We start from the raw sequence: 23,524 nt of genomic DNA, 5'->3' as shown, positions 1-23,524 counted from the left end.
GACGGCCCACCGACCGGGGGAGCATGGGGGGTTGCGGTTACCCTCGGGTCCGGGAGGCAACATGCGTGGTCGACTCGGTGAGCTCGAGGCCGCCGTGATGGACGTGCTGTGGGGCGACGCGGGTCCGTGCCGGGTGCGCGACGTCCGCGCCCGCCTGGCCCCGGCCCGTCCGCTGGCGTACACGACCGTCATGACGGTGCTCGACAACCTGCACCGCAAGGGCTGGGTGCAGCGCGAGCTGGACGGTCGCGCCTACCTCTACACGCCGGCCGCGAGCCGCGAGGAGGAGACCGCGCGCGCCCTGCGCGACCTGCTCGACGGCCCCGGCGACACCGAGGCCGTGCTCCTGCACTTCGCGCGCTCGGTGTCCGAGCGCGAGTCCGCCGTGCTGATCGCCGCCCTCTCGGGCCCCGACCGCGGCTGACGCCGCCGCCCGGGCCACCGTGGTCGGGGGAGCGCCGACCCGGAGGCGGTCAGGCCGCCCGGTCGCGGTGCGACCGGGACCGCAGCCATGCCGGACGGCGGCTCGCCGGGGCGGGGACGTCACCGTCGCGCTCGGCGGTGCGGGTGATGTTGCGGACCATCCCGCCGAAGACGATCCCGTGGAACGGCGCGACCGACCACCAGTACAGGTAGCCGGGGAGGCCGTGCGGGATGAACACCGCCCGCTGGTGGTAGGTCGACCCGCCCGGACGCGGGCGCACCGACATCTCCAGCCAGGCCCGGCCGGGCACCTTCATCTCCGCGCGCAGCCGCAGCAGCCCCTCCTCCGGGTCGCGGTCGCTGCCGGCCGGGCGGGCCCCGCCGGGCTCGACCATCCGCTCCACCCGCCACCAGTCCAGCGCGTCGCCGGTGCGCAGGTCGTGCGGGTCGCGACGGCCGCGGGACAGCCCGACGCCGCCGACCGCGCGGTCCATCCAGCCGCGCACCGACCAGGCCAGCGGGAACGAGTACCAGCCACGCTCCCCGCCGATGCCCTCGACGACCGTCCACAGCCGTTCCGGGGTGGCGGCGCAGACCTGCTCGCGCTCGTCGAGGTAGACGTCGCCGCCGGCCCACTCCGGATCACTGGGCAGCGGGTCGGACGGCACGTTCGCCACGGTCGCGCCCGACCAGCGGGTCTCGACCTCGCCGTCGGTGATGCGGGACAGGGCCAGCTCGACGGCGCGGTCGTAGCCGATCAGCCCGCCCGGCGGGTCGGGGATGCGGTCCTTGATGTCGTCCTCGGAGCAGACGACCTCGTGCACCAGGGACTCGATCAGCGGCTTCGCGATCGACTTCGGGACGGGCGTGACGACGTTGATCCAGTGCGCGGACAGCGACGGCGACAGCACCGGCACCGGCAGCACCCGGCGCCGGGACAGGCCGGCGACGCGGGCGTAGCGCTGCATCATCTCGTAGTAGGTGAGGACCTCGGGGCCGCCGATGTCGAAGGTCCGGTTCAGCTCGGCGGCCGGCGCGTCGATCTCCGCGACCCGGATCAGGTAGCGCAGCACGTCGCGCACCGCGATCGGCTGGATCCGGTTGTGCACCCAGCGCGGGGTGACCATCAGCGGGAGCCGCTGGGTCAGGTAGCGCAGCATCTCGAAGCTGGCCGAGCCGGAACCGAGGATCACCGCGGCCTGCAGCACGACCGTCGGCACCCCGGAGCGCAGCAGGGTCTCCCCCACCTCCACCCGCGACGCCAGGTGGGCCGAGAGCTTCCCCGCTCCGGTGTCCGGGTGCAGACCACCCAGGTAGACGATCCGCTTCACCCCGGCCGCGCGCGCCGCCTCCCCGAGGATCAGCGCGGCCCGCCGGTCGGTGGCGGCGAAGTCGGAGTCCGACAGCGAGTGCACGAGGAAGTAGACGACGTCGACGTCCTCGCAGGCCGCGCGGACGCTGTCCGGGTCCAGCAGGTCGCCCTGCACGATCTCGGCGTCGGCGGCCCACGGCACGTCGGCGAGCTTGTCCGGGTTGCGGACCAGGCAGCGCACGTGGACCGGGCCCGTGGACTGGTCCGGGACGAGGTCGGGCTCCGGACCGTGGCCCAGCAGCCGGGGCGCGAGCCGCCCACCGATGTAGCCGGTCGCACCCGTCACGAGATAACGCACGGCGCGATCGTCCCACCGCAGGCACTGCGCGGCAGGGCGTGCGCTCAGCCCGGCAGGGCGGGCGGCGGGTTCGCCTCGCGGGGGCGCAGCGGGTCCACCGCCCGCGGCGCGACCTCGCGCGACGCGACCAGGGACCGCACCGCGGCGGTCAGTACGGCCAGCAGCGGGACGGCGAGCAGCGCGCCGGCGATCCCGGCGACGACCACCCCGACCGCGACGCCGAGCGCGACCGCCAGCGGGTGCAGCCGGACGGCCCGGCCCATCAGCACCGGCTGGAGCACGTGGCTCTCCAGCTGCTGCACCGCCAGCACGACACCGAGCACGATCAGCGCGGTCACCGGTCCCTCGGAGGCCAGCGCGACCAGCACCGCGACGGCGCCGGTCAGCACCGCCCCGATGATCGGCACGAACGCACCGAGGAACACCAGCGCGGTCAGCGGCAGCACGAACGGCACACCCGTCGCCCACAGGCCCAGGCCGATCCCGATGGCGTCGACGATCGCGACCAGCACCGTCGCCCGTACGTAGCCGACGAGCGAGGCGAACGCCCGGCGGGCGGCGACGTCGACCCGCGAGCGCCGGGCCCGCGGGGCGAGCAGCCGGACGAACCCCCAGATGCGGCGGCCGTCGTGGAGCATGAAGATCAACGCGAAGAGGCAGAGCGCGAACCCGGCGAGGATCTCCCCGACGGTCGCGGCGGTCGTCACCGCGCCGGAGGTCAGCGTCTGCTGGTTGTCGCGCACCGCCTGCAGCACCTGGTCGCCGAGCACGCCGACGTCGATCCGGAACGGCGTCGCGTCGGCGAGCCCCTGCAGCGAGCCGACGTTGTCGGTGACCTCCGCGACCACCTGGGACGTGCCGTCGACCAGGGTGCTGACGACGGCGGTCAGCAGCCCCCCGAGCGCGGCCAGACCGCCGACCATCACCAGCGCCGTCGCGATGCCGCGGGGCACCCGCCGCTCGTGCAGCCACCGGACCAGCGGGGCGAGCAGCGCGGACAGCAGCACCGCGATCGCCACCGGGACGACCACGACCCGCAGCTCGATCACGAGGAAGACGAGCAGCGCGAACCCGGCGGCGAGGACGAGCATCCGGGCGCACGCCTCGGAGGCGATCCGCAGCGGGCGCGGGATCTCCGCCCGCGGCGACGGGCGGGGACGCGCCCCGGCGGCCCGCGCCACGGGGTCCGCGACGTGCGGCCCGGTCCGCCCGCCGGCGGCGCGATGGTGGTCGGTGGTGTCGTCGAGGAGGGGCTCGGTGTCGTCGTGCGGGGCGGGGGTGGCCCGGTGGGCGCCGGCCCCGGGATCGGCGGGCCGCGGGGCGACCACACGTGCGTGCCCGGCGCCGGAGTCCTCGTCCGCGGCGTGCGCCGGTTCTGCGTGGTGCCCGTCCGCGGACGCGCGCCCGCGAAGGGCAGGGTCGTCGTCGTGCCGTGGGCGCGGGATGCCGCTCCCGGCAGGAGCGGCGGGCCGCCCGGTCCGCTCCGTCATGGGACGACGGTACGGCGGATCGGCCGGGGTGGCGCGGTGCACGCAACGGTGACGGCCCGGCCCCCGAGCACTGCACCCCGGACGGACCAGCGCCGGAACGGACGGAGCAGTGCTGACAGCCATTCGTGACTTTCCGTCGAACTACACCCGTGTAGTCGACACTCCGTGGGCCGCGCCGGCACGAAGGAGTGGCGATGTGGTGACGCACCGCCGCATGGTGGTCGCGACGTGCCGGATCGTGGTCACCTGGGCCGAGGCGAGGACCTGTCGCCGAGGGCTTCCGACGGGCCGGACTCCGAACCGACGTCACCGACTGCTCCAGGAGGAGGCCGAGTGAACACGCTCCGTAGACAACACGGAGAGTCCTGGACCGGTCACGCCACTCGTACGAGGGGACCTCGCAACCAGAACTGTCACCCCCGTTTCCCCTCTCGTGTGTCACCCGTTGACCGGGTGAGTGGGCCGAACGGCGGTACCGGGTGTACGCGATACGGACCAGGCCGTGGGTCCCCACATGTCAGGCGAGCAGGAGGTACGGCGGGTGTACGAGTTCGACAGCGCTGCGGGTGGCCTCGAGTCGTCGATCCGGGCGCGACGCGCCGCGCAGGAGAGCTGGCCGTTCCCCGGCCGGCACGAGTCGCACGACGAGATCCAGGAGGAGACCCCGATCTTCCACGCCCTCACCGTCGGGGGCTGGCGGGACGGCCGGCGGAGCGGGAGCGCCGGCAACGCCGTGCGCCGCGTCCACCGCGGCACCGTCCGCACGACCCGCCGCGGTGGCGCGGTCCGGCCGACCGGGGACACGGTCGCCGCGTTCCACGCCGAGGTCGCACCGGTCCCGGCGCAGCCGCTCGGCCACGCGCCGCAGGAGCAGGACGACGGCGCCTGGAACACACCGGGCGACGCCGCCATGGTGATGCTGCGCCGTCGTCGCGACGCCGAGCGCGCCGCGGACCGGGCCGCGATCGCCGATCTGCTGGGCGGTGCCGGGCGGCACCGGCTGACCCGCACGGCCTGAGCGGCGTCCGAGCGACCGGACGGGTATCCGGCCCGGTCGCTCCGCCGGCACGGGCGGCGCGGTACGGCCGTTCGGCACCCTTTCGCGACCGGATCGGTACGCGAGGCAACCACGACACCCCCGGAGCGTCCCGGGGAGTGGCCGCACGCCACAGGCGTACGGCCGCACGGCAGGACCGGTGGGGACCGGGAGCGCCGAGGATGCACCAGAACATCCCGCGGACACACCTTGGGACCGCGGGATGAGGTGACGACCGGCTGGGGAGCTGGGTCGTCAGCACGCAAGGCGAGGGCCGGGGCGATGGTCGGAGGGAGCCGACCACCGCACCCGGCCCTCGCGCGTGCGGAGGCCACCGGCGTGGCGCGCGCGACACCGGTGACGCCGTCGGCGCCGACCGGAGCCGTGGGGAGCGCGGTTCCGGGCAGGGCGACGGGGCCGAGTGCGGGACATCCTCGTCCCGGACTCGCGTGGCGACATGATCGCCACGGAGTGTGACCGTATCGGGCGGCCGTCCGGGTCACAAGAGGGCATTCGCCGCAGCTTTCGCCGTCCCGTCCGGCACACCCGCCACCACGTTCACCGCCGTCCCACCGGACGGCCGTACGACGCGCCGCGACGCGTGCTCGAATCGTTCCGCACGGTGACCCTCGGCGTTCTACCCTGCGAGGGATGAGCACCGATCCCGCCGCGACCGGCCCCCGGCGCACCGACCGCCCGCTCGACGAGGCCGGCGTCGTGACGGCCGTGCGACGGGCCGCGGAACGGGGCGCCACCGTCCGCCCCACCGGTGCCGGCGGCCGCGCCCCGGGACCCCTCGTCCGGACCGATGACGTACTACTCGACGTGTCCGCGCTGACCGGCGTCGTCGAGATCGGCGAGGACACCGTGCGGGTGCGGGCCGGGGAGACCGTCGCGGACCTCTGCGTCGCCCTCGCCGCCGCCGGCCGGGCGCTGGCCACCGTGCCCGACGCGCCCCGCGCCACCATCGGCGGCGCCACCGGGCTGGGCATGTACGGCGGCGCCCCCGCGGAGGGCTCGCTGTCCGGCCAGGTCCGGGCCGTCCGGTTGGTCGACGGCCGCGGCACCGTCCGCGACGTCACCGGACCCGACCTCGACGCCGCCCGCTGCGGGCTCGGCGCACTGGGCATCGCGACCGCGCTGGAGCTCCGCACCGTCCCGCTCACGCGGCTGCAGGTGCACGAGCGCGCCGTCGGCATCGACGAGGTGCTCGGCGAGGACCTGCTCGGCGAGCACGCCTGGACCGAGTGCGACATCGCGGTCAGCCCGTCGGCGCACGCCGGGTCCGCGGTGCTGCGCTGGGCCGAGCCGGAGCCCGAGGCGACCGGTCCGGTCGAGCGCGCCGGCTGGGGGCAGGCGGTGTCGCGGCTGGCGTCGTCGTGGTGGTCCTCCGGGGTGGGGCTGCGGTCCGGGTGGCCGCCGCCGCAGCGCTGGGCGCCCGGCACGGCCGGGCCGCCGCACGAGGTCCTGCCGGACCCGCAGCCGTGGGACCCGGACCTGTCCGAGTGGGCCGTGCCGCGTGCCGCGCTCGGGACGGTCCTGCGCGAGCTGGGGGCCGCCGTCGCCGCGCGGGGGCGGGAGCTGCGTCCCGTGCGGGTGCGCACCGGACGGGCCGAGACCGGTCTGCTGCACCCGGCGTCCGGTCGCGACACCGCCTACCTGCGGCTGCGGACCCGCGGACCGGCGGAGGAGCCGGTCCGCCGGCTCGCGGGCGCGGTCTGCGAGGACGCCGACGGGCGGCCCTGCTGGACCACCCGGCACGCCTGGGGGCCGGACGAGCTCGCCGTCGCCTACCCGGGGTGGGAGGCGTTCCGCGCCGTCCGCGACCGGTTCGATCCCGACCGCCGCTTCACCGACCCGCACCTCGCGGCCGTACTCGGCCGCTGACGGGCGCGGGAGCGCTCAGACCTGCCCGCGCAGCCGCGCGGAGATCGACCGCACCGCGGCGAGCGACGCCCGGCGGTCGGCCCGGGTCGGCTCACCGGCGTCGATGACCTGCTCGCCGCCCACCCACACGTCGTGGACCAGGCGGGAGCCGCCCGCCCACACCAGGTTCGACACGAGCTGCGCGTCGTTCGACGGCGCGACGAACGCGGAGTCGTCGGTGTCGACGTGCACCACGTCCGCCCGCCGCCCGGCCTCCAGCGCGCCGAGGTCGTCGCGGCCGATCGCGTGCGCGGCGTCCGCGGTGCCCATGAGCAGCACGTCGGCGGCGGTGAGGGCGGCGGCGTCGTCGGCCCCGACCCGCGCCATCAGCCCGGCGAGCCGCGCCTGGTGCCAGAGGTCCAGGTCGTCGCAGGAGGCGGGACCGTCGGTGCCCAGCCCCACCCGGACCCCGGCCCGGCGCAGGTCCAGCAGCCGGGCGGTGCCCGCCGCGAGCTTCGCGTTCGAGCCGGGACAGTGCGCGACGGCGACGCCGTGCCGGGCGTAGACGGCGATGTCGTCGTCGGACAGGTGCACCGAGTGCGCGGCCAGCACCCGCCCGCCGAGCGCGCCGCCGGCGTCGAGCATCGCCGGGACGGAGCCGTGGGTCTCGCGCACGTGGGCGTCCTCGCCGCGGGACTCCGCGACGTGGGTGTGCACCAGTGCGCCGCGCTCGCGGGCGGCCGCGGCGACCGACTCCAGGGCGCCGGGCGGCAGCGTGTAGGCCGAGTGCGGGCCGTAGCCGAGCTCGATCCGGCCGTCGTCGTCGGGGATCACGCCGCGGGCGTCGATCCGGGCGGAGACGTCGTCGCGCATCTGCTCCCAGGTCCCGAGCCGGTCCCAGCCGGGCGCGGCGATGATCCCCGGGGTGAGCACGGCCCGCGAGCCCGCGGTGCGGACGGCGTCGGCCAGGGCGTCGGTGAAGAAGTACATCTCGACGCTGGTGGTGCAGCCGGTCCGCAGCAGGTCCAGGCAGCCCGCGAGCATCCCGGCGTGCACGTCCTGTTCGGTCAGCAGGCCCTCCGCGGGCCACATGACCTCGGTCAGCCACGGCATCAGCGGCAGGTCGCCACCCATCCCGCGCAGCAGCGACATGGGGGTGTGGCAGTGCGTGTTGACCATGCCGGGCATGAGCAGCCCGGGCAGCGGCCGCACCACGGCGTCCGTCGCCGGCGCGTCGGAGGCCGTGCCGAAGAACGCGATCCGGCCGGTGTCGTCGACGTCGAGGACCGCGTCGCGCACGACCGGGAAGCCGGGCGTGCAGGGCAGCGCGACCGGGGCGGTGAGCCGCTGGAGGACCGCCATGTCAGCGGCGGTCGAGCAGCGAGCGCAGCGACCGGAACGGCGGCAGCCAGGCGCCCTCGTCGGGCAGGGTCTCCAGCGAGACGCGCGGCAGCGGCTCGCGGAACACGCCGTCGATGTCCTCGAGGTCGAGGAACGACAGCGTCTCCGAGGCCAGCGCGAACCCGGCGTACTCGCGGAAGCCGATCACCGTGACGTCGGTGCCGACCTCGATGAGCTTCTCCAGCGGCTCCCGGAACGCCCGCCCGTCCCCCGAGGCGACGACGACGTGGCGCAGCCTGCCCTCGGCCGAGCGCATGCCGATGTGGGCGAGCATGTCGTCGTCGACGTCGGAGTCCTCGCTGGTCTTCGGCTTGGCGAAGACGGCGAAACCCACGTTGCGCAGGGCCTCGACCCAGGGCCGGACGATGTCGATGCTGCCCGGGGCGACGTTGGTGAACACACACGCCTCGGCCTCGGCCTCGGGGCCGGCGAGGTCGAGCAGCCAGCGGCCGACGGCGTCGAACCGCGGACGGTAGGCCGAGGTGGGGCGGGCGCCGAGCAGCGAACCGAGGCTCATGTCCATGTTGGGTGCGTCCCACACCAGCAGCACGCGCTCCTGCGGGCCCGTCGGAACGCCGCGTCCGTGTTGCCCCGTCCCGCTGCTCATGCCGGGGAGCCTAGCCGCCGTCGCCCCGCCCGCCCGGCCCGGCGCCCACGCGGGTGAGACTGTCCCCATGGAGAACCCACCGACCGGGCCGGAGCAGCTCGCCACCCGGACCGCCGAGATCATGCGCGACGGCGACCGGGCGAGCCGTGCGGCGGGGGTCGACGTCGTCGCGGTCACCCCCGGACGGGCGACGGCGACCATGACCGTCCGCCCCGAGCAGGTCAACGGGCACGGGGTCTGCCACGGCGGCTACCTGTTCCTGTTCGCCGACACCGCGATGGCCTACGCCAGCAACTCCCACGGCGTCTCCGCCCTGGCCAGCGGCGCGGACATCGCGTTCCTGCGCCCGGCGCGCGAGGGCGACGTCCTCACCGCCGAGGCGGTCGAACGGGCGGCGAGCGGCCGGTCCGGGCTCTACGACGTCACCGTCCGCGCCGCCGACGGGACGGTCGTCGCCGAGTTCCGGGGCCGCACCCGGCAGGTGCCGGGCCTGAGCCCGGTCACCGCCCGGCCCTGACCGGCCCTCAGCCCTGGTCGTCGCGGGGCCGCAGCCCGTGCGGCTCCAGGAACGCCGGCCGCAGATCCGGGTCGGGCTCGTCGTAGTAGCGGTGGAAGACCGGGGTCTGCGAGCCCGACATCGGCGGCACGATCCAGCTCCAGTCGGCCGGGCAGCGCCGTCCCGCGGCCTCCTCCTTCGCCAGGAAGGTCATGAACCGCTCGGCCTCGCTGTGGTGGTCGGCCATGGTGACGCCGTCGGCGTCGAAGGAGTAGGTGACCGCGCGGACCAGCTCGACCATCGCCCGGTCCCGCCACATCGTGCGCACCGACCGGGTGTCGAGCCCGAGCCGCTTCGCGATCTCGGGCAGCAGGTCGTAGCGGTCGGTGTCGGCGAGGTTGCGGGCGCCGACCTCGGTGTCGAGGTACCAGCCGTTGAACGGGGCGGCCGGGTACACGACCCCGCCGATCTCCAGCGGCATGTTGCTGATGGCGGGCACCGAGTGCCAGCGCAGCCCGAGCCGGGCGAACCAGGGGTGCTCGGGGTGGCGCAGCGGGACCTCGTGCACGGCGTCCGGCGGGACGTCGAACAGCCGGGACCGCCCGTCCGGGCCGGTGATCAGCAGCGGCAGCACGTCGAACCGGCCCGCCGGCTGCGGTCGCGGCCACCCCATCCCGACGACGTGGTCGGTGAAGTCGGCCTGCCCCGGGTCCCCGGTGACGGTGCCGTCGGGGTTGAGGTGCCCGGCGTAGCGGACGAGCTGGTCGTTGCGGATCCGCGGGCCGGGCCGCCCCGGGGCGTCCGGCGCGAACACCGTCATCGTCGAACGGATCTTCCCGCCGCGGGTGGCGGCGCGCAGGTGCCCGACGCTCTCCTGCGCGATGTCGGCCGGGTCGTGCAGGTGGCGCAGGTCGCGGACCTGCAGCGACTGCCAGTACAGGCGCCCGATGCAGCGCGCGGAGTTCCGCCAGGCCACCCGGGTGCCGAAGACCAGCTCGTGCGTGGTGTGGGTGTAGGTGCCGACCCGGTCGATCTCGGCGCGGACCTGGCGCAGCCGCTCCGGCAGCGGGCCGCCCGGCTCGGTCTCGGCGTACACCTGGCGCAGGAACTCCTCGGCCACGGCCGGGTCGACCGGGGCGGGGTCCCGCTCGTCGGCGACGCCGGGGGGCGGCGGGTGTCCGCCGGAGCGTCCGTGCCCGGTGACCGGGCAGCCACCGGTGGCCTCGGCCGGGGGCGCGACACGGCTCCCGGCCGACGGCGCGCCACGGCCCTCCACCGGCGGTGCGGTGCGGGTCTCCGCCGGCGGTGCGGTGCGGGTCTCCGCCGGGGGCGCGACGCGGACGACCGCGGTCGCGGCGCCCGGGCCGTCGACCCGGTTGAGGACGTGCTCGCGGCTGCCCGCGGCCGGGCGCTGCGATCCCGGGGCCGGGGTGGTGCCGGAGCCGGGGGTGCTCCCGGGGGCCTGGGTCGTTCCCGGGACCGGGGTCGCGACGGTCGCGCGCTCCGGCAGCGGCGTCGCGACCGTGGCCCGCTCGGCCGGGGCCTGCTGGTCCCGCAGCGGCCCGGACCCGCCCGGTCCCTGCTCCCGTGGCGGAGCCTGCCGCACCCGCGACCGGTCGACGACGGTCGTCGTCTCCACCCCGGGCCGCGCCACGGCGGTGGTGGCCTGCACGGGGCCCTCGACCGGACCGACCAGCGGGACCATCGACACCGACCGGCGGGACCGCTCCGCGCCGGACTCCCCGGACACCGGGCCGGGCCCCTGACCCGGACCCGACAGGGCGCCCGGCGGCGGGCCCGTCATCGGGCGGGGCGTCGGGCTCGGCCGGAAGCCGGGCGGTCGGTCGACCGGCCGCTTCGGTGCCGCGGGAGCGGGGTGCGAGTTCTTGCCGTGCTCCACCGTCGTCACGGGCGTCCTTCGGGGGTCACTCGGGTGGGGATCCGGGTCGGGGGTCCTCCCGACCGTAGTCGGTCACTCTCCGTGTGTCACCGGTGCCGGGGGCGTGGTCGGCGACGTACAGCAGGTCACGAACCGGTCGTCCCTCCAGCCGGGCCCGGTCCTCGAACTTGGTGACCGGACGCCACGACGGACGGTCCTGCCAGCCGTCCGGACGGAGCGGGAAGCGGTCGTCCGGGCGCAGCGACGGCTCCGCGGAGACCACTCGGCGCATCTGCTCGGCGTAGTGCGGCCAGTCGGTGGCCAGGTGCAGCAACCCACCCGGCCGCAGCCGTGACGCGGCCAGCGCGGCGAACTCCGGCTGGATCAACCGCCGCTTGTGGTGCCGCCGCTTGGGCCACGGGTCGGGGAAGAAGATGCGCAGCCCGTCCAGCGACGCGGGCGGGACGACCCGGGTCAGGAGCTCCACGGCGTCGCCGCGCAGCAGCCGCTGGTTGGACAGGCCGCCCTGCTCGATCCGCATGAGCAGCTGGGCCAGGCCGGGCTCGAAGACCTCGACGGCCACGTGGTCGATCCCCGGCTCGGCCGTCGCGAGCGACGCCGTGGTCTCGCCCATGCCGGACCCGATCTCCAGCACGAGCGGCGCGGTCCGGCCGAACGTCGCGGCCGGGTCCCACACCCCGGACGCCACGACGTCGTCGACCTCGGAACCCCACGTCGACCACAGCCGGTCCCAGGCGGACTGCTGGCCCTCGGAGAGCCGGACGCGCTGGTGGACGTAGGAGCGGATCCGGGTGTCGTGCGGGTGCGGGGCCTCCGGGGCGGTGGCCCGGTCAGGCACCGGTGTTCCGGCCCGCGGGCAGCCGCACGTGGGCGGTCGCGCCGGGCAGCCGACCGCGGACGTAGCCGGCGGCGGTGACGCCGAAGCAGGCGACGATCGCGGCGGTGGAGGCGGCGTTGCGCTCCTTCGCCTCGCGGATCACGCCCGCGGGCAGCACCTTCATCGTGTAGCTGCTCTCGGTGGACAGCGAGTCCCCGGTCCCGACGACCTTGGACACGGCGGCCTTGGAGATGCCCTCGGCCCAGCCGCGGCGCAGCAGGTAGCGCCAGGAGACGCGGTCGTCGGACACCCGGTGGTCGACGGCGGCGCGCGGCTCGAACAGGATGCGCGGGTTCCGGCCGTCGGCGACGTAGGCCTGCCGGGCCCGGATGCAGAGCTCGGTCTCCTCGCAGCCCAGCGGGTTCTTGCCGATCCGGCCCATGTCCTCGGCGAACCCGCCGACACGGGTGAACACCTCGGCGCGCAGTGACATGTTGCAGCCCATGAGGTTGCGCATCTCGGCGCGCTCGGTGGGCTGGCCGGTGTAGGTGCAGCCGACGACCCAGTCGAGCTCACCGGTGGCGTTCGGGTCCCCGGGGGCGGCACCGGGCAGCGTCCGCGGACGCCCGTCGGGCCACTTCGGGTGCGCGACCCCGCCGACGCCGATGACGTCCGGGTCCTCGTACGGGGCGAGGAGCGCGTGCAGCCAGCCGGGGCGGGCCGCGGCGTCGTCGTCGAGGAAGACGACGACCTCACCGGAGGCCAGCTCGACCGCGGTGTTGCGGGCGCCCGACAGGCCCTGCATCTTGTCGTTCGCGACGACGACCACCCCGAGCGGCCCGAACTCGCGTTCGGCCCGCTCGCGCAGGCGCTCGTTGTGGTCGACGACGACGATCGTCTCCAGCGGGGTCACGTCCTGGTCGAGGACCGAGTCGACGGCGGCCTTGATGTCGAACCAGCGCTTCTCGGTGTAGACACAGACGACCACGGTGGCGGTCGGCAGGGCGCTCACGTGCAATCGCTCCTCATGGGGCTGCGGACCGGCGGGGGCGGCCGGTGCGAGCAGCGTCAGCGGGCGTAGCCGGACGCCTTGCGGCGCTGCTCCATGCGACGGTGCTCGGCCATCAGGGTACGCAGCACGCGCGTGCCGTCGGCGAAGGTCCGCAGGTTGGTCTCGCCGAACATGCGCTCGCGCTCGACCGACGGCACCTCGGTGATCGTCAGGTCGGCGGCCGCGACGCGGCAGTTGAGCACGGTCTCGATCTCGAAACCGTCGCCCCAGAGCATCGAGCCGTCCTCGGGCTGCGGCGCGGCCGGGTCCGGGAGCTCGAGCTGCGGGAGCAGGTCGGCCCAGAAGGCGTTGTAGCCGTAGCAGAGGTCGGAGTACCGCGTGCCGAACAGCCGGTTCGCGACGGTGTTCAGGCCGGCGTTGCCGGACTTGCGCAGCAGCGTGATGTCGTCCGAGCCGCCGCCCTTGCAGAACCGGCTGCCCTTCGCGAAGTCGGCGCCCTTGACCAGCGCGTTCACGAAGGCCGGGATCTCGTTCGGGTCGGCCGAGCCGTCGGCGTCGAACATGACGATGACGTCGCCGGTCGCGGCGGTGAAGCCGCAGGCCATCGCGTTGCCCTTGCCCTTGCGGGTCTGGGTGATGACGCGCGCCCAGGGCAGCGTGCGCCGCGCGACGGCGACCGTGTTGTCGGTCGAGTTGCCGTCGACGACGATGACCTCGTGCACGGCCGGGCGCACCGCGGCGATGGCCGGCAGCACGATCTCCAGGTTCCGGGCCTCGTTGCGGGTCGGCACGATCACCGACACCGCCGGGTTCGCGCTGCGGCGCGGAGCCGGGCGGGGCCGCGGGCGACGGAAGCCCTCGGGTCCCTCCGGCTGCGGCGCCAGCGGAGCGCGCCCGCCGGGTCGGGCAGGGTTCGCCGGGAACGGCGACTGTCCGGCACCGGCACCGTTCTGACGCCCGGGGCGCGCGGGGGCGCTCGCATCGGGCGTGACGGTCGGGCGGGCGGGCGTAACGGCGCTCACACTTCCTCCATACAGGTCCGCTTACTCGTCCAACGACGCGATCACGGTCCGGTTGCGGTTCTGGTGTCGGGCGTCTTCGGTATTGCCCGATCAGTGGACGTCCCTGGAGCCCGTGGGGTTGCCCCGGTCGGCTGATTCGTCCGTGTCCACGCTGCGGTTCAGCCTTGCCCATGAGAGGGGGACGACGATCACCCGGGGCCGCTGCGCAGTCCTACGGATCCACCCGGGAACGGTCCCTCCGACACTGTCCGGCATGGACCGGGAACCGCTGTCGGGCAGCATCGGACCGCCGCTGCGCACCGCGCTCGACCAGGCCCGCGCCGATCTTCTCGCGACGTTGTCGGTGCAGGTCGACGGCCTGGCGGCGGACGCGGCCCGGCGCGCGGGGCGGGCCGGCGACGTCCGGTGGTGGACGGCCGCGCTCGACGGTCCCGCCCGCACCCTCGACGACGCCTGGGGGCGCCGCAGCGGGCCGGTCCTGCGCCGCCGTGCGGCCGCAGCCGCACTGCGGCATCAGGGCGTCCACGTGACACATGTCACTCACGTTCCGTCACCGTCGTGTGGCGGGGCTCTCGTCGCCGCGGCGGGCCGGGTGCTCGCCGTCGCACCGGGCCGGGAACGCGGGGCGTGGTCCGGGGCGGTCCTGTCCGGATCGGCCGTGTGGGTGGCGTCGGTCCTCGCGGCCGGCGCGCGGGTGCTCCCGGCCGGGGGTCCCGGGATGCTGCCCGCCCTCGCGGGGCTCGTCCTGCTGGTGGGTGCGCTCGTCGCGGCCCGGGTGCGGGCGGTCCGCTCCGCCCGGGACCGTGCGCTGGCCCGGCGGGTGCGCGACGCGGTGCTGCTCGCCGCGGACCACGAGCTGCTGCGCCGGATCTCCGACGCCGACCGCGGGCTGCCGGAGGCGTCCCGTGCGTGCTGAGCCGCCGGTACCGGCCGGGAGCACGGTCCTGGCGGGCGCGGTGGTCGCGGCGGCGCTGCCCGTCCCCTGGTGGGTGCGGGTGCCGCGGGCCCGGTCCGGCGTCGCGGGATCGGTCCCGGTGTCCGGGCCCGCCGCCCGCGACGCCGACGGCGACGGTGTGGCGGAGACGCTCGTCGTCGACTCCGGACGGGGTCCGGAGTTCTGGACCGACCTCGACGGCGACGGTCTCGCCGACGCGGTGACCGGCCTGCCCGGAGACCCCGGCTGAGCCCGGGGTCAGTCCTCCGGCTGGTCGGCGGGGGTGCGGCCCTCGCTGTCGGTGTTCGCTCCGCGCCGGAACCGGCCGACGCCGCGGCGCTGCTCGGCGATGGAGCGGTCGATGTCCGCGGACACCTTCTGCTGGCGGCGCCGCTCGCGGATGCGCAGCAGCACGAGCATCGAGACGCCGTAGGCGATCCCGACGATCAGCAGCACGGCGCCGATCTTGAACACGATCTGCTGCACGCCGGTGATGCTGTCGATGTCGATCACCGAGATCATGCCGAGGACGCCGAGGGTCAGCAGGTGGAACAGCACCACCAGCAGCCGGTTGATGGAGTGCGACGTCTCCTTGTTCTGGAAGACGTCCTCCAGGAACGGCTGTCCGGTGCGCAGCAGGATCTGGCCCACGACGACCGTGATCGCCACTCCGACCACGACCAGTGCGAGATAGCCGCCGGTTCCCTCCACAGTGGGCCCCTCCCCGTGCGTGTGCAGGGTTGGAGACTACCCCGCGCGACCGGTTCGACGCGCTCTGCGCGCGAGGTGTTCATCCGTTTCAGGAACGGGCGGCGAGCAGCTCCCGCAGTGTGTCGAGCAGCTCGTCGGTCGACACCCCGCCGGTGAGCGGCGCGCCGGTCAGGGTGCGCAGGTAGAGGCCGTCCCCGACGAGCTGCACCAGCCAGGCCACGACCGGGTCGTGGATCTCCTCGCCGAGCGCGGCGAGCCCGTCGGCGTCGACGTCGGCCAGCGCGCTCCGTGCGGCCTCCCCGGAGGTGGTGCCGTCGGCGATGCGCAGGGTGGCGAGGTAGGTGCGGGTCAGCCCGACCGGCGAGGTGTTGCCCGGCATCGAGGTGCGCAGGTAGTAGGCCACGGTGCCCGCCGTGTCCGAGCGCATCAGCTCGGCGTCCCGGGCGCTGCGTTCGCGCAACCGCTCCAGCAGGCCGCCGACCAGCGACTCCTTGGAGTTGAAGTGGTAGAGCAGCCCGCCCTTGGACACCTCGGCGGCCGCCGCCACCGCGTCGAGGGTGGCGCCGCCGGGCCCCTGCTCGATCAGCAGCGTCTCGTACGCGTCGAGGACCCGGTCGCGGGCCGAGCCCGGTCCCCGTGTCCCCGCGTTCCGTCGTTCGGAGTGGGACGCCATGGGCGAAGCCTAGTGCCCGTGCCCCGCCTCACAGTCCGGGCCGGGAATGGACTGTACCGTCTGGACGGTATAAAGATGTACCGTCCGGACGGTAAAGCTGCGTCCGGATCCGGGCACCACGGGACGACGAGCACGAGGGAGAACGGCGATGTCACGGCCGGAGGTCGGCGCAGGGGGCGCGGCGATGGACAGGGGCGGGCCGGACGTGGCGCCGCGGCCCGGGCCGCGCGCCTGGCTCGCGCTCGCGGTGCTCGCCATCCCCACGCTGCTGGTATCGATCGACAACACGGTGCTCGGCGTGGCGCTGCCGGAGCTCTCGGCCGCGCTCCGCCCGGACGCGGCGACGCTGCTGTGGGTCGTCGACATCTACCCGCTGGTGCTCGCCGGGCTGCTGGTCACCATGGGCACCCTCGGCGACCGGATCGGCCGCCGCAGGCTGCTGATGATCGGTGTCGCCGGCTTCGGTGCGGTCTCGCTGCTCGCCGCGTTCGCCACCTCGGCCGCCCAGCTCGTCGCGGCGCGCGCCCTGCTCGGTGTGTTCGGCGCGATGCTGATGCCCTCCACGCTGGCCCTGCTGCGGTCGGTGTTCCTCGACCGGACCCACCGCAGGCTCGCGCTGGCGATCTGGGCGACCGGGTTCGCCGCGGGTGCGGCGCTCGGCCCGATCGTCGGCGGGCTGCTGCTCGAGCACTTCTGGTGGGGCTCGATCTTCGTGATGAGCGTGCCGCCGATGGCGCTGCTGCTCGTCGTCGCGCCGCTGGTGGTGCCCGAGTCGCGGGAGACCGAGCCGGGCCGGCTCGACCTGGTCGGCGTGGTGCTGTCGCTGCTGACGATGGGACCGCTGGTCCTGGCCCTCAAGCTGGCCGGGTCCGCGGGCGGGGTGACCCCCGCCGTCGTCGCGTCGGTGCTGGTGGGTGTCGGCTCCGGGGCCGCGTTCGTCGCCCACTACCGGCGACGCGTGCGAGGCGGCCTGGACCCGCTGATCGACCTGGAGCTGTTCGCCCGCCCCGTGCTCCGGCACAGCGCGCTGGCCAACGCCACCACCATGTTCGGGCTCACCGGGCTGCTGTTCTTCTCCGCCCAGTACCTCCAGCTGGTCGTCGGGTACTCGCCGCTGCAGGCGGGCCTGCTCCTGCTGCCGGGCTTCGTGGTGACGGTCGTGGCCGGGCTCGCCGCCGCGCGGCTGGCCCGCCGGTTCGCGCTGCACCAGCTCGTCGCGACCGGGCTCGCGCTCGTCCTGACCGGCTACGTGGTCTGCCTGTTCCTGCAGGTGGACTCGGCCGTCGTGCTGCTGATGACGGCCGCGGTGCTGATCGGCGCCGGGATCGGGCTGTCCGAGACCGTCACCAACGACGCGATCCTCGCCGCCGCCCCGCCGGAGAAGGCCGGCGCCGCGGCCGCGGTCTCCGAGACCGCCTACGAGGTCGGTGCGGTGCTCGGCACCGCGCTGGTCGGCGGGGTGCTGTCCGCGGTGTACCGGGCGGGTGTCGTGCTCCCCGACGGGACGCCGTCCTCGGCCGGGGAGACCCTCGGCGGGGCGGCGGACGTCGCGACGACGATGCCCGCCGACACCGCGGCGGCCCTGCTGGCCTCCGCGCGGGAGGCGTTCGTGCACGGGGTGGACGTCGCGTCCGGGGTGGCGGCGGTCGCCGTCGCGGTGGTGCTGGTGACGGCCGGGCTCGGCCTGCGCCGCGCGCACCGGGACGTCCTGGCGGCCGGTGCCTCCGCGGTGGACGCCGACGCCGGACACGCGGTCGCCCGCCGCTGACCGCTCGTCGCGGGGTGTGAGCACCGGGTGACCACCCGTGACGGTCACGGGTGACCGTCCGGCTGCCCGGACGGGTGGTTCCGGCGACGCGCGGCCCCGTCGGACGCTCGTTCGGCGGATCCGGTGTGCCCCGGCTGGTTCACTACGGCTCGTCCGCGGCGACCGGTGCCGGTCGCCGGTGCCGACTCCACACGGGAGACAGCCGTGCCGTACGAGGTGGTCAGCGCCTACACCCTGGTGCTCGGGGAGCACCCCGGTGACTCCGTGGACCGCGCCGGGGATCCCGGCACCGAGGACCACGACGTCGTCCCGGGTCGCCCGGAGGTCTCGGTCCACACCACCGCCGAGGACGCCTGGCGCGCGCTCGACGCCGGTGTCCGTGAGCGCTGCGGGATGCGACCCCGGCCGCGCCGGCGGATCGATCCGGACGCCGTCGTCCGGCTCGCCGACGCGTGGCGGGCCGGTGACCCCGGCACGCGCTACTGGCAGGTGACCGCGCACCGGCTGCCGATCATGGTTCCGGAGCTGGCGCGCGCCGTCGCCGCCGTGCGCTGACCGCTTCCGTTCCTGAAAGCCCTAAGTGGGCTCCGAGAATGCGTTGAAACGGTCGCTTCCGGCCTGCGGGTGAATTTCCGCGACGCTTCTCCCGGAATGTGCGTGCCGATGTCACGGATCGTCGCCGAATCGGTCACCGGGAACAGGTTGCGTTCGTGTGACATGCCTGTCACCTGGGCGGACATCGCCGTCGTCCGTCGGCTACTGGATCGATTTACATGATCGGTGCTGTGCCTGACCTCTCAACTCCACCCATGGGTGGCGCACTATTTCGCAGGTAGCCTCGGAAACCACCTTTTCCCGTCTGGGCCCGTCACCGACTCCGGTCGCGGGCCCGTCGTAGTTCCCCCGGTGACGGGCCGGGGCCGGCGAGGAGAACAGGACGACATGACTGCAGCGACCGTTCCGGGCACCGACAAGGCACCGACCACCAACCAGGGCGTCGCGGCCTGGGTCCAGGAGATCGCCGAGCTGACCGCCCCGGACCGCGTCGTGTGGTGCGACGGTTCGGACGAGGAGTGGACCCGGCTCACCGACCAGCTGGTGGAGCAGGGCACCATCGTGCGGCTCGACCCGGAGAAGAAGCCGAACTCCTTCTACGCCGCGTCCGACGCCGGCGACGTCGCCCGCGTCGAGGAGCGGACCTTCATCTGTACCGAGACCGAGCGCGGTGCCGGGCCGACCAACAACTGGGTCGCGCCCGCCGAGATGAAGCGGACGATGACCGAGCTGTACCGCGGCAGCATGAAGGGCCGGACCCTCTACGTGGTCCCGTTCTGCATGGGCCCGACCGACGCCGAGGACCCGAAGCTGGGCGTCGAGATCACCGACTCCGAGTACGTCGTGATCTCCATGAAGATCATGACCCGGATGGGTGCGCACATCCTGCCGCTGCTCGACGAGGCCGGTGACCGCTGGGTCAAGGCCCTGCACTCGATCGGCGCCCCCCTGGCCGAGGGGCAGGCGGACGTCCCGTGGCCGCACAACGAGGACAAGTACATCAGCCACTTCCCGGAGACCCGGGAGATCTGGAGCTACGGCTCCGGCTACGGCGGCAACGCCCTGCTGGGCAAGAAGTGCTACGCGCTGCGCATCGCCTCGGCCATGGCGCACGACGAGGGCTGGCTCGCCGAGCACATGCTGATCCTCAAGCTGATCAGCCCGGAGGAGAAGGCCTACTACGTCGCCGCCGCCTTCCCGAGCGCCTGCGGCAAGACCAACCTCGCGATGCTGCAGCCGACCGTGCCCGGCTGGCGCGCCGAGACCGTCGGCGACGACATCGCCTGGATGAAGTTCGGCAAGGACGGGCGGCTCTACGCCACCAACCCCGAGTTCGGGTTCTTCGGCGTCGCGCCGGGCACCAACTGGAAGACCAACCCGAACGCCATGCGCACCATCGAGGCCGGGAACGCGCTGTTCACCAACGTCGCGCTGACCGACGACGGCGACGTGTGGTGGGAGGACCTCGAGGGCGACCCCCAGCATCTGACGGACTGGAAGGGCAACGACTGGACGCCCGACTCGGGCGTCAAGGCCGCACACCCCAACTCCCGCTACACCGTGCCGATCGACCAGTGCCCGGTCGTCGCCCCGGAGTGGAACGACCCCAACGGCGTGCCGATCTCGGCGATCCTGTTCGGCGGCCGTCGCAAGACCACCGTCCCGCTGGTCACCGAGGCCCGCAGCTGGCAGCACGGCACCTTCATGGGCGCGACCATGTCCTCGGAGAAGACCGCGGCCGCGGCCGGCACCGTCGGTGAGGTCCGCCGCGACCCGATGGCGATGCTGCCGTTCCTCGGTTACAACGTCGGCGACTACTTCGCCCACTGGGTCGCCACCGGCAAGGGCGCGGACGCGGACAAGCTGCCGAAGATCTTCTACGTCAACTGGTTCCGCCGCGGCGAGGACGGCCGCTTCCTGTGGCCCGGTTTCGGTGAGAACAGCCGCGTCCTGAAGTGGTGCATCGAGCGCCTGGAGGGCAAGGCCGCCGCCGTCGACACCCCCATCGGGTTCGTGCCGACCGCCGACCAGCTCGACCTCGACGGCGTCGACGCCGAGCGCTCCGACGTCGAGGCCTCGCTGGCCGTCGACGTCGAGGAGTGGAAGGCCGAGATCCCGCTGATCGAGGAGTGGTTCGCCACGATCGGCGAGGACAACCTCCCGACCTCGATCCGCGACGAGTTCGAGGCCCTGAAGCAGCGCCTCGGCGCCTGACCCACCGCGGCCCCGGCCGCGCGGGACCCACGGAGCCCCCGCACACCGCCCGGTGTGCGGGGGCTCCGTGCTGCGTGCCGACCACACCGGAGTCGCCCCGTCCGCCGCCCCCGCGGACGGGACCCCGGGTCGAGACTCGGTAACGGCGGTCCCACGACCGGTGACAGCGAACGTTGCTCGACGTAACGTGCCCGACCGGGTCGACTCCACGACGGCGTCGGTCACGCACGGTGCACGAGCAGGGGGCGGCATGGTCACGACGGAGCGACCGGGAGAGCCAGGGGCCGGGGGGACGGGCACGGCCCGTCGTCGCGACCCGAGGCAGATCGCGATCTGGGTCGCGGTGGCGGTGGTGGGGGCGATCGCCTGGTCGATCGTCGCGTTCACCCGCGGCGAGGAGATCTCCGCGGCCTGGCTGGTGTTCGCCGCGGTCGCCTCCTACGCGATCGCCTACCGCTTCTACTCCCGCTTCATCGCCCACCGCGCGCTGCGCGTGGACGACACCCGTGCCACCCCGGCCGAGCGCCTCGACGACGGGCAGGACTTCCAGCCCACCGACCGCCGGGTGCTGTTCGGCCACCACTTCGCGGCCATCGCCGGTGCGGGCCCGCTGGTCGGTCCGGTGCTCGCGGCGCAGATGGGCTACCTGCCCGGCACGATCTGGATCATCGTCGGCGTCGTGTTCGCGGGCGCGGTCCAGGACATGGTCACGCTGTTCTTCTCCACCCGTCGCAGCGGGCGCAGCCTCGGCCAGATGGCCCGCGAGGAGATCGGGCCGGTCGGCGGTACGGCGGCCATCGTCGCCGTCCTCGCGATCATGGTGATCCTGCTGGCGGTGCTGGCGCTGGTCGTCGTGCAGGCCCTGGCCGACTCGCCGTGGGGCACGTTCTCGCTCGCGATGACGATCCCGATCGCCCTGTTCATGGGCTTCTACCTGCGCTACCTGCGACCGGGGAAGATCATCGAGGTCTCGGTGGTCGGCGTCGCGCTGATGCTGCTGGCCATCGTCGGCGGCGGCTGGGTGCAGAACTCGTCCTGGGGCGAGGTCTTCCACCTGACCGCGAACCAGCTGACCCTCGCGCTGGTGGTCTACGGCTTCGCCGCCTCGGTGCTGCCGGTCTGGATGCTGCTCGCGCCGCGCGACTACCTGTCGTCGTTCATGAAGGTCGGCGTGGTCGTGCTGCTCGCGGCCTCGATCCTGCTGGCCTGGCCGTCGCTGCAGATGGACGCGCTGACCCGGTTCGCCTCCGACGGGCAGGGCCCGGTCGCGGCGGGCTCGCTGTTCCCGTTCGTCTTCATCACCATCGCCTGCGGTGCGCTGTCCGGGTTCCACGCCCTGGTCGCCTCGGGCACGACGCCGAAGCTGATCCAGAAGGAGTCCCAGATCCGGGTCATCGGCTACGGCGCGATGCTCACCGAGTCCTTCGTCGCGATCATGGCGCTGGCCGCGGCCTGCATCCTCGACCCCGGCCTCTACTTCGCGATGAACATGCCCGCGACGGTGCTCGGGCCGACGGTCGAGTCCGCCTCCGCCGCGGTGCAGCAGATCGGGTTCACGATCTCCCCCGCCGACCTGACCGCGGCCGCGCAGGCCGTGGAGGAGCAGACCCTGGTCGGGCGCTCCGGCGGGGCGCCGACGCTGGCCGTCGGACTGTCGACGGTGTTCTCCCAGGTCTTCGGCGGCGACGCGATGCGGGCCTTCTGGTACCACTTCGCGATCATGTTCGAGGCGCTGTTCATCCTCACCACGGTGGACGCCGGCACCCGCGTCGGGCGCTTCATCCTGCAGGACACGGTCGGCAACGTCTGGCCGCGCTTCCGCGACACGGGCTGGCGCCCGGGTGCCTGGATCTGCAGCGCGGTCATCGTCGGGGCCTGGGGCTACCTGCTCTACGCCGGCGTCAACGACCCGCTGGGCGGGATCTACCAGCTCTTCCCGCTCTTCGGCATCGCGAACCAGCTGCTCGCGGCGGTCGCGCTGGCCGTCTGCACGACGCTGCTGATCCGCACCGGCCGGGCCCGCTACGCACCGATCACGCTCGTGCCGCTGGTGTTCGACGCCGTCGTCACGCTGACCGCGAGCTACCAGAAGATCTTCTCCGACAACCCCAAGCTCGGGTTCTGGGCCCAGCGCGACCAGTACCAGGCCGCGCTCGACGCCGGGAAGACCAGCCTGGGCACCGCCAAGACCGTCGAGGCGATGCAGAAGGTCGTCGTGAACACGACCGTCGACACCGTGCTCACCGCCCTGTTCGCGGTGCTCATCGTGATCGTGCTGGCCGACTCGGTCCGGGTGTGGGTCGCCGTGCTGCGCGGACGCCCGCTGCCCGGCGGCTCCGAGGACCCGTACGTCGAGTCCCGGATCCAGGCGCCGGCCGGACTGGTCGCCACCCGCGAGGAGCGCGAGCTCGCGCGGGCCGGGGGCTCCGGATGAGCCGGGTCCGGGCGTTCTGGACGTTCCTGCGCGAGCTCGCCGGGGAGCGCGACTACGAGCGCTACCTCGCCCATCGGGCGGCCCACCATCCGGGTGCCCCGGTGCTGGGCGAGCGCGAGTTCTGGCGGGAGCGGACCGACCGTCAGGACCGCGTCCCGTCCGCCCGCTGCTGCTGACTCGGGCATTTCACTCCGATGGAGTAGTGCCCGGACGAACTCGGCAACCCACTGTGGACGGCGGAGGGTGCTGGAGGGGGCGTCGTGGCACGGTGTCGACGAGATCGGCCCAGCGTGGCGCCCCAGCAGGTAGCCTCTCGCGGGGAACCGGGGACGTCCGAGTGGACGAACCCGCACCCGCCGTGTGCCCCGAAAGGGACCCGGCTCCGTCGCTCGTCGTGATGGTGGCCGACCGGTCCCGGCCGGAAAGTCGCGGCGGAGGCGGAACACCGGGCCGTTCACGGCGATACACACCGTGAACGTCGTCCCCGGGGCGACG

The 23,524-nt window shown here is 74.3% G+C and carries 21 protein-coding genes; 11 read left to right on the top strand and 10 right to left on the bottom strand.

The window, feature by feature from the left end:
* Positions 1 to 61: 61 nt before the first annotated feature.
* Positions 62 to 424 carry a BlaI/MecI/CopY family transcriptional regulator gene (locus ZF1_RS27045; RefSeq protein ID WP_251783333.1) on the top strand — a complete coding sequence of 121 codons (363 nt, stop codon included), beginning with the start codon at positions 62 to 64 and terminating at the stop codon, positions 422 to 424.
* Between the two features lie 49 nt (positions 425 to 473).
* On the opposite strand, the gene ZF1_RS27040 is transcribed toward ZF1_RS27045, so the two are convergent.
* Together ZF1_RS27040 and ZF1_RS27035 are read right to left on the bottom strand one after the other, a co-directional pair.
* The gene (locus tag ZF1_RS27040; RefSeq protein ID WP_482638641.1) at positions 474 to 2,093 is read right to left on the bottom strand and encodes an SDR family oxidoreductase; all 1,620 of its coding nucleotides are present in this window, start codon (positions 2,091 to 2,093) and stop codon (positions 474 to 476) included.
* Between the two features lie 44 nt (positions 2,094 to 2,137).
* Positions 2,138 to 3,583, bottom strand: coding sequence for an AI-2E family transporter (locus ZF1_RS27035; protein ID WP_482638640.1), 1,446 nt, complete (start codon positions 3,581 to 3,583; stop codon positions 2,138 to 2,140).
* A 514-nt stretch (positions 3,584 to 4,097) separates the two neighbouring features.
* Between ZF1_RS27035 and ZF1_RS27030 the strand changes: the two genes are divergently transcribed.
* Together ZF1_RS27030 and ZF1_RS27025 are read left to right on the top strand one after the other, a co-directional pair.
* Complete coding sequence (locus ZF1_RS27030) at positions 4,098 to 4,601, top strand: hypothetical protein (RefSeq protein WP_100879083.1); 504 nt, start codon at positions 4,098 to 4,100, stop codon at positions 4,599 to 4,601.
* 669 nt (positions 4,602 to 5,270) lie between these two features.
* Entirely contained in the window at positions 5,271 to 6,506 is a 1,236-nt protein-coding gene (locus ZF1_RS27025; RefSeq protein ID WP_179761502.1) for a D-arabinono-1,4-lactone oxidase, read from the top strand.
* Between the two features lie 15 nt (positions 6,507 to 6,521).
* Here the strand turns inward: ZF1_RS27025 and ZF1_RS27020 are convergent, their stop codons facing one another.
* Positions 6,522 to 7,847: an amidohydrolase family protein gene (locus ZF1_RS27020; protein ID WP_476653179.1), complete on the bottom strand. Its 1,326-nt coding sequence runs from the start codon at positions 7,845 to 7,847 to the stop codon at positions 6,522 to 6,524.
* Position 7,848: 1 nt separating this feature from the next.
* The gene (locus tag ZF1_RS27015) at positions 7,849 to 8,493 is read right to left on the bottom strand and encodes an NYN domain-containing protein (protein ID WP_073576110.1); all 645 of its coding nucleotides are present in this window, start codon (positions 8,491 to 8,493) and stop codon (positions 7,849 to 7,851) included.
* Between the two features lie 67 nt (positions 8,494 to 8,560).
* On the opposite strand from ZF1_RS27015, the gene paaI reads away from it, so the two are divergent.
* Positions 8,561 to 9,010 (top strand): hydroxyphenylacetyl-CoA thioesterase PaaI, encoded by a 450-nt coding sequence (gene paaI / locus ZF1_RS27010; RefSeq protein WP_345647730.1) that lies wholly within the window; start codon positions 8,561 to 8,563, stop codon positions 9,008 to 9,010.
* Between the two features lie 7 nt (positions 9,011 to 9,017).
* Here the strand turns inward: paaI and ZF1_RS27005 are convergent, their stop codons facing one another.
* The 4 genes from ZF1_RS27005 to ZF1_RS26990 form a co-directional block, all read right to left on the bottom strand.
* Positions 9,018 to 10,109, bottom strand: a complete 1,092-nt coding sequence (locus tag ZF1_RS27005; RefSeq protein WP_482638759.1) for a nitric oxide synthase oxygenase — start codon at positions 10,107 to 10,109, stop codon at positions 9,018 to 9,020.
* An 805-nt stretch (positions 10,110 to 10,914) separates the two neighbouring features.
* Complete coding sequence (trmB, locus tag ZF1_RS27000) at positions 10,915 to 11,727, bottom strand: tRNA (guanosine(46)-N7)-methyltransferase TrmB (RefSeq protein ID WP_482638639.1); 813 nt, start codon at positions 11,725 to 11,727, stop codon at positions 10,915 to 10,917.
* Positions 11,720 to 12,718, bottom strand: a complete 999-nt coding sequence (locus tag ZF1_RS26995; protein WP_482638638.1) for a glycosyltransferase family 2 protein — start codon at positions 12,716 to 12,718, stop codon at positions 11,720 to 11,722. Before ZF1_RS26995 ends, trmB begins: the two co-directional genes overlap by 8 nt.
* Before the next feature lie 56 nt (positions 12,719 to 12,774).
* Positions 12,775 to 13,515, bottom strand: coding sequence for a glycosyltransferase family 2 protein (locus ZF1_RS26990; protein WP_062403950.1), 741 nt, complete (start codon positions 13,513 to 13,515; stop codon positions 12,775 to 12,777).
* Between the two features lie 478 nt (positions 13,516 to 13,993).
* Here ZF1_RS26990 and ZF1_RS26985 point away from each other — a divergent pair, with 478 nt between their 5' ends.
* Positions 13,994 to 14,656: a hypothetical protein gene (locus tag ZF1_RS26985; protein WP_482638637.1), complete on the top strand. Its 663-nt coding sequence runs from the start codon at positions 13,994 to 13,996 to the stop codon at positions 14,654 to 14,656.
* Complete coding sequence (locus ZF1_RS26980; protein ID WP_345647719.1) at positions 14,646 to 14,924, top strand: DUF6802 family protein; 279 nt, start codon at positions 14,646 to 14,648, stop codon at positions 14,922 to 14,924. The genes ZF1_RS26985 and ZF1_RS26980 overlap by 11 nt, the downstream gene beginning before the upstream one ends.
* Positions 14,925 to 14,932: 8 nt before the next feature.
* On the opposite strand, the gene ZF1_RS26975 is transcribed toward ZF1_RS26980, so the two are convergent.
* Positions 14,933 to 15,385 carry a hypothetical protein gene (locus ZF1_RS26975; protein WP_208822747.1) on the bottom strand — a complete coding sequence of 151 codons (453 nt, stop codon included), beginning with the start codon at positions 15,383 to 15,385 and terminating at the stop codon, positions 14,933 to 14,935.
* Between the two features lie 88 nt (positions 15,386 to 15,473).
* Positions 15,474 to 16,058, bottom strand: coding sequence for a TetR/AcrR family transcriptional regulator (locus ZF1_RS26970; RefSeq protein ID WP_073576103.1), 585 nt, complete (start codon positions 16,056 to 16,058; stop codon positions 15,474 to 15,476).
* Positions 16,059 to 16,206: 148 nt separating this feature from the next.
* Between ZF1_RS26970 and ZF1_RS26965 the strand changes: the two genes are divergently transcribed.
* The 5 genes from ZF1_RS26965 to ZF1_RS26945 all read left to right on the top strand — a co-directional run bounded on the left by ZF1_RS26965 (position 16,207) and on the right by ZF1_RS26945 (position 23,205).
* Positions 16,207 to 17,826 (top strand): MFS transporter, encoded by a 1,620-nt coding sequence (locus tag ZF1_RS26965; protein ID WP_482638636.1) that lies wholly within the window; start codon positions 16,207 to 16,209, stop codon positions 17,824 to 17,826.
* Between the two features lie 204 nt (positions 17,827 to 18,030).
* Entirely contained in the window at positions 18,031 to 18,381 is a 351-nt protein-coding gene (locus ZF1_RS26960; RefSeq protein WP_208822749.1) for a hypothetical protein, read from the top strand.
* 387 nt (positions 18,382 to 18,768) lie between these two features.
* Positions 18,769 to 20,595 (top strand): phosphoenolpyruvate carboxykinase (GTP), encoded by a 1,827-nt coding sequence (locus ZF1_RS26955; RefSeq protein WP_482638635.1) that lies wholly within the window; start codon positions 18,769 to 18,771, stop codon positions 20,593 to 20,595.
* A gap of 250 nt (positions 20,596 to 20,845) precedes the next feature.
* Positions 20,846 to 23,029 (top strand): carbon starvation CstA family protein, encoded by a 2,184-nt coding sequence (locus ZF1_RS26950; protein ID WP_346101942.1) that lies wholly within the window; start codon positions 20,846 to 20,848, stop codon positions 23,027 to 23,029.
* A complete protein-coding gene (locus tag ZF1_RS26945) occupies positions 23,026 to 23,205 on the top strand; it encodes a YbdD/YjiX family protein (RefSeq protein WP_073576102.1) in 180 nt (59 codons plus the stop codon). Before ZF1_RS26950 ends, ZF1_RS26945 begins: the two co-directional genes overlap by 4 nt.
* The last annotated feature ends 319 nt before the right edge of the window (positions 23,206 to 23,524 follow it).

It is taken from the genome of Pseudonocardia sp. ZF1 (assembly GCF_056835605.1).
The sequence above is the reverse complement of the archived record's forward strand: the minus strand, read 5'-3'. Positions and strand labels throughout refer to the sequence as shown.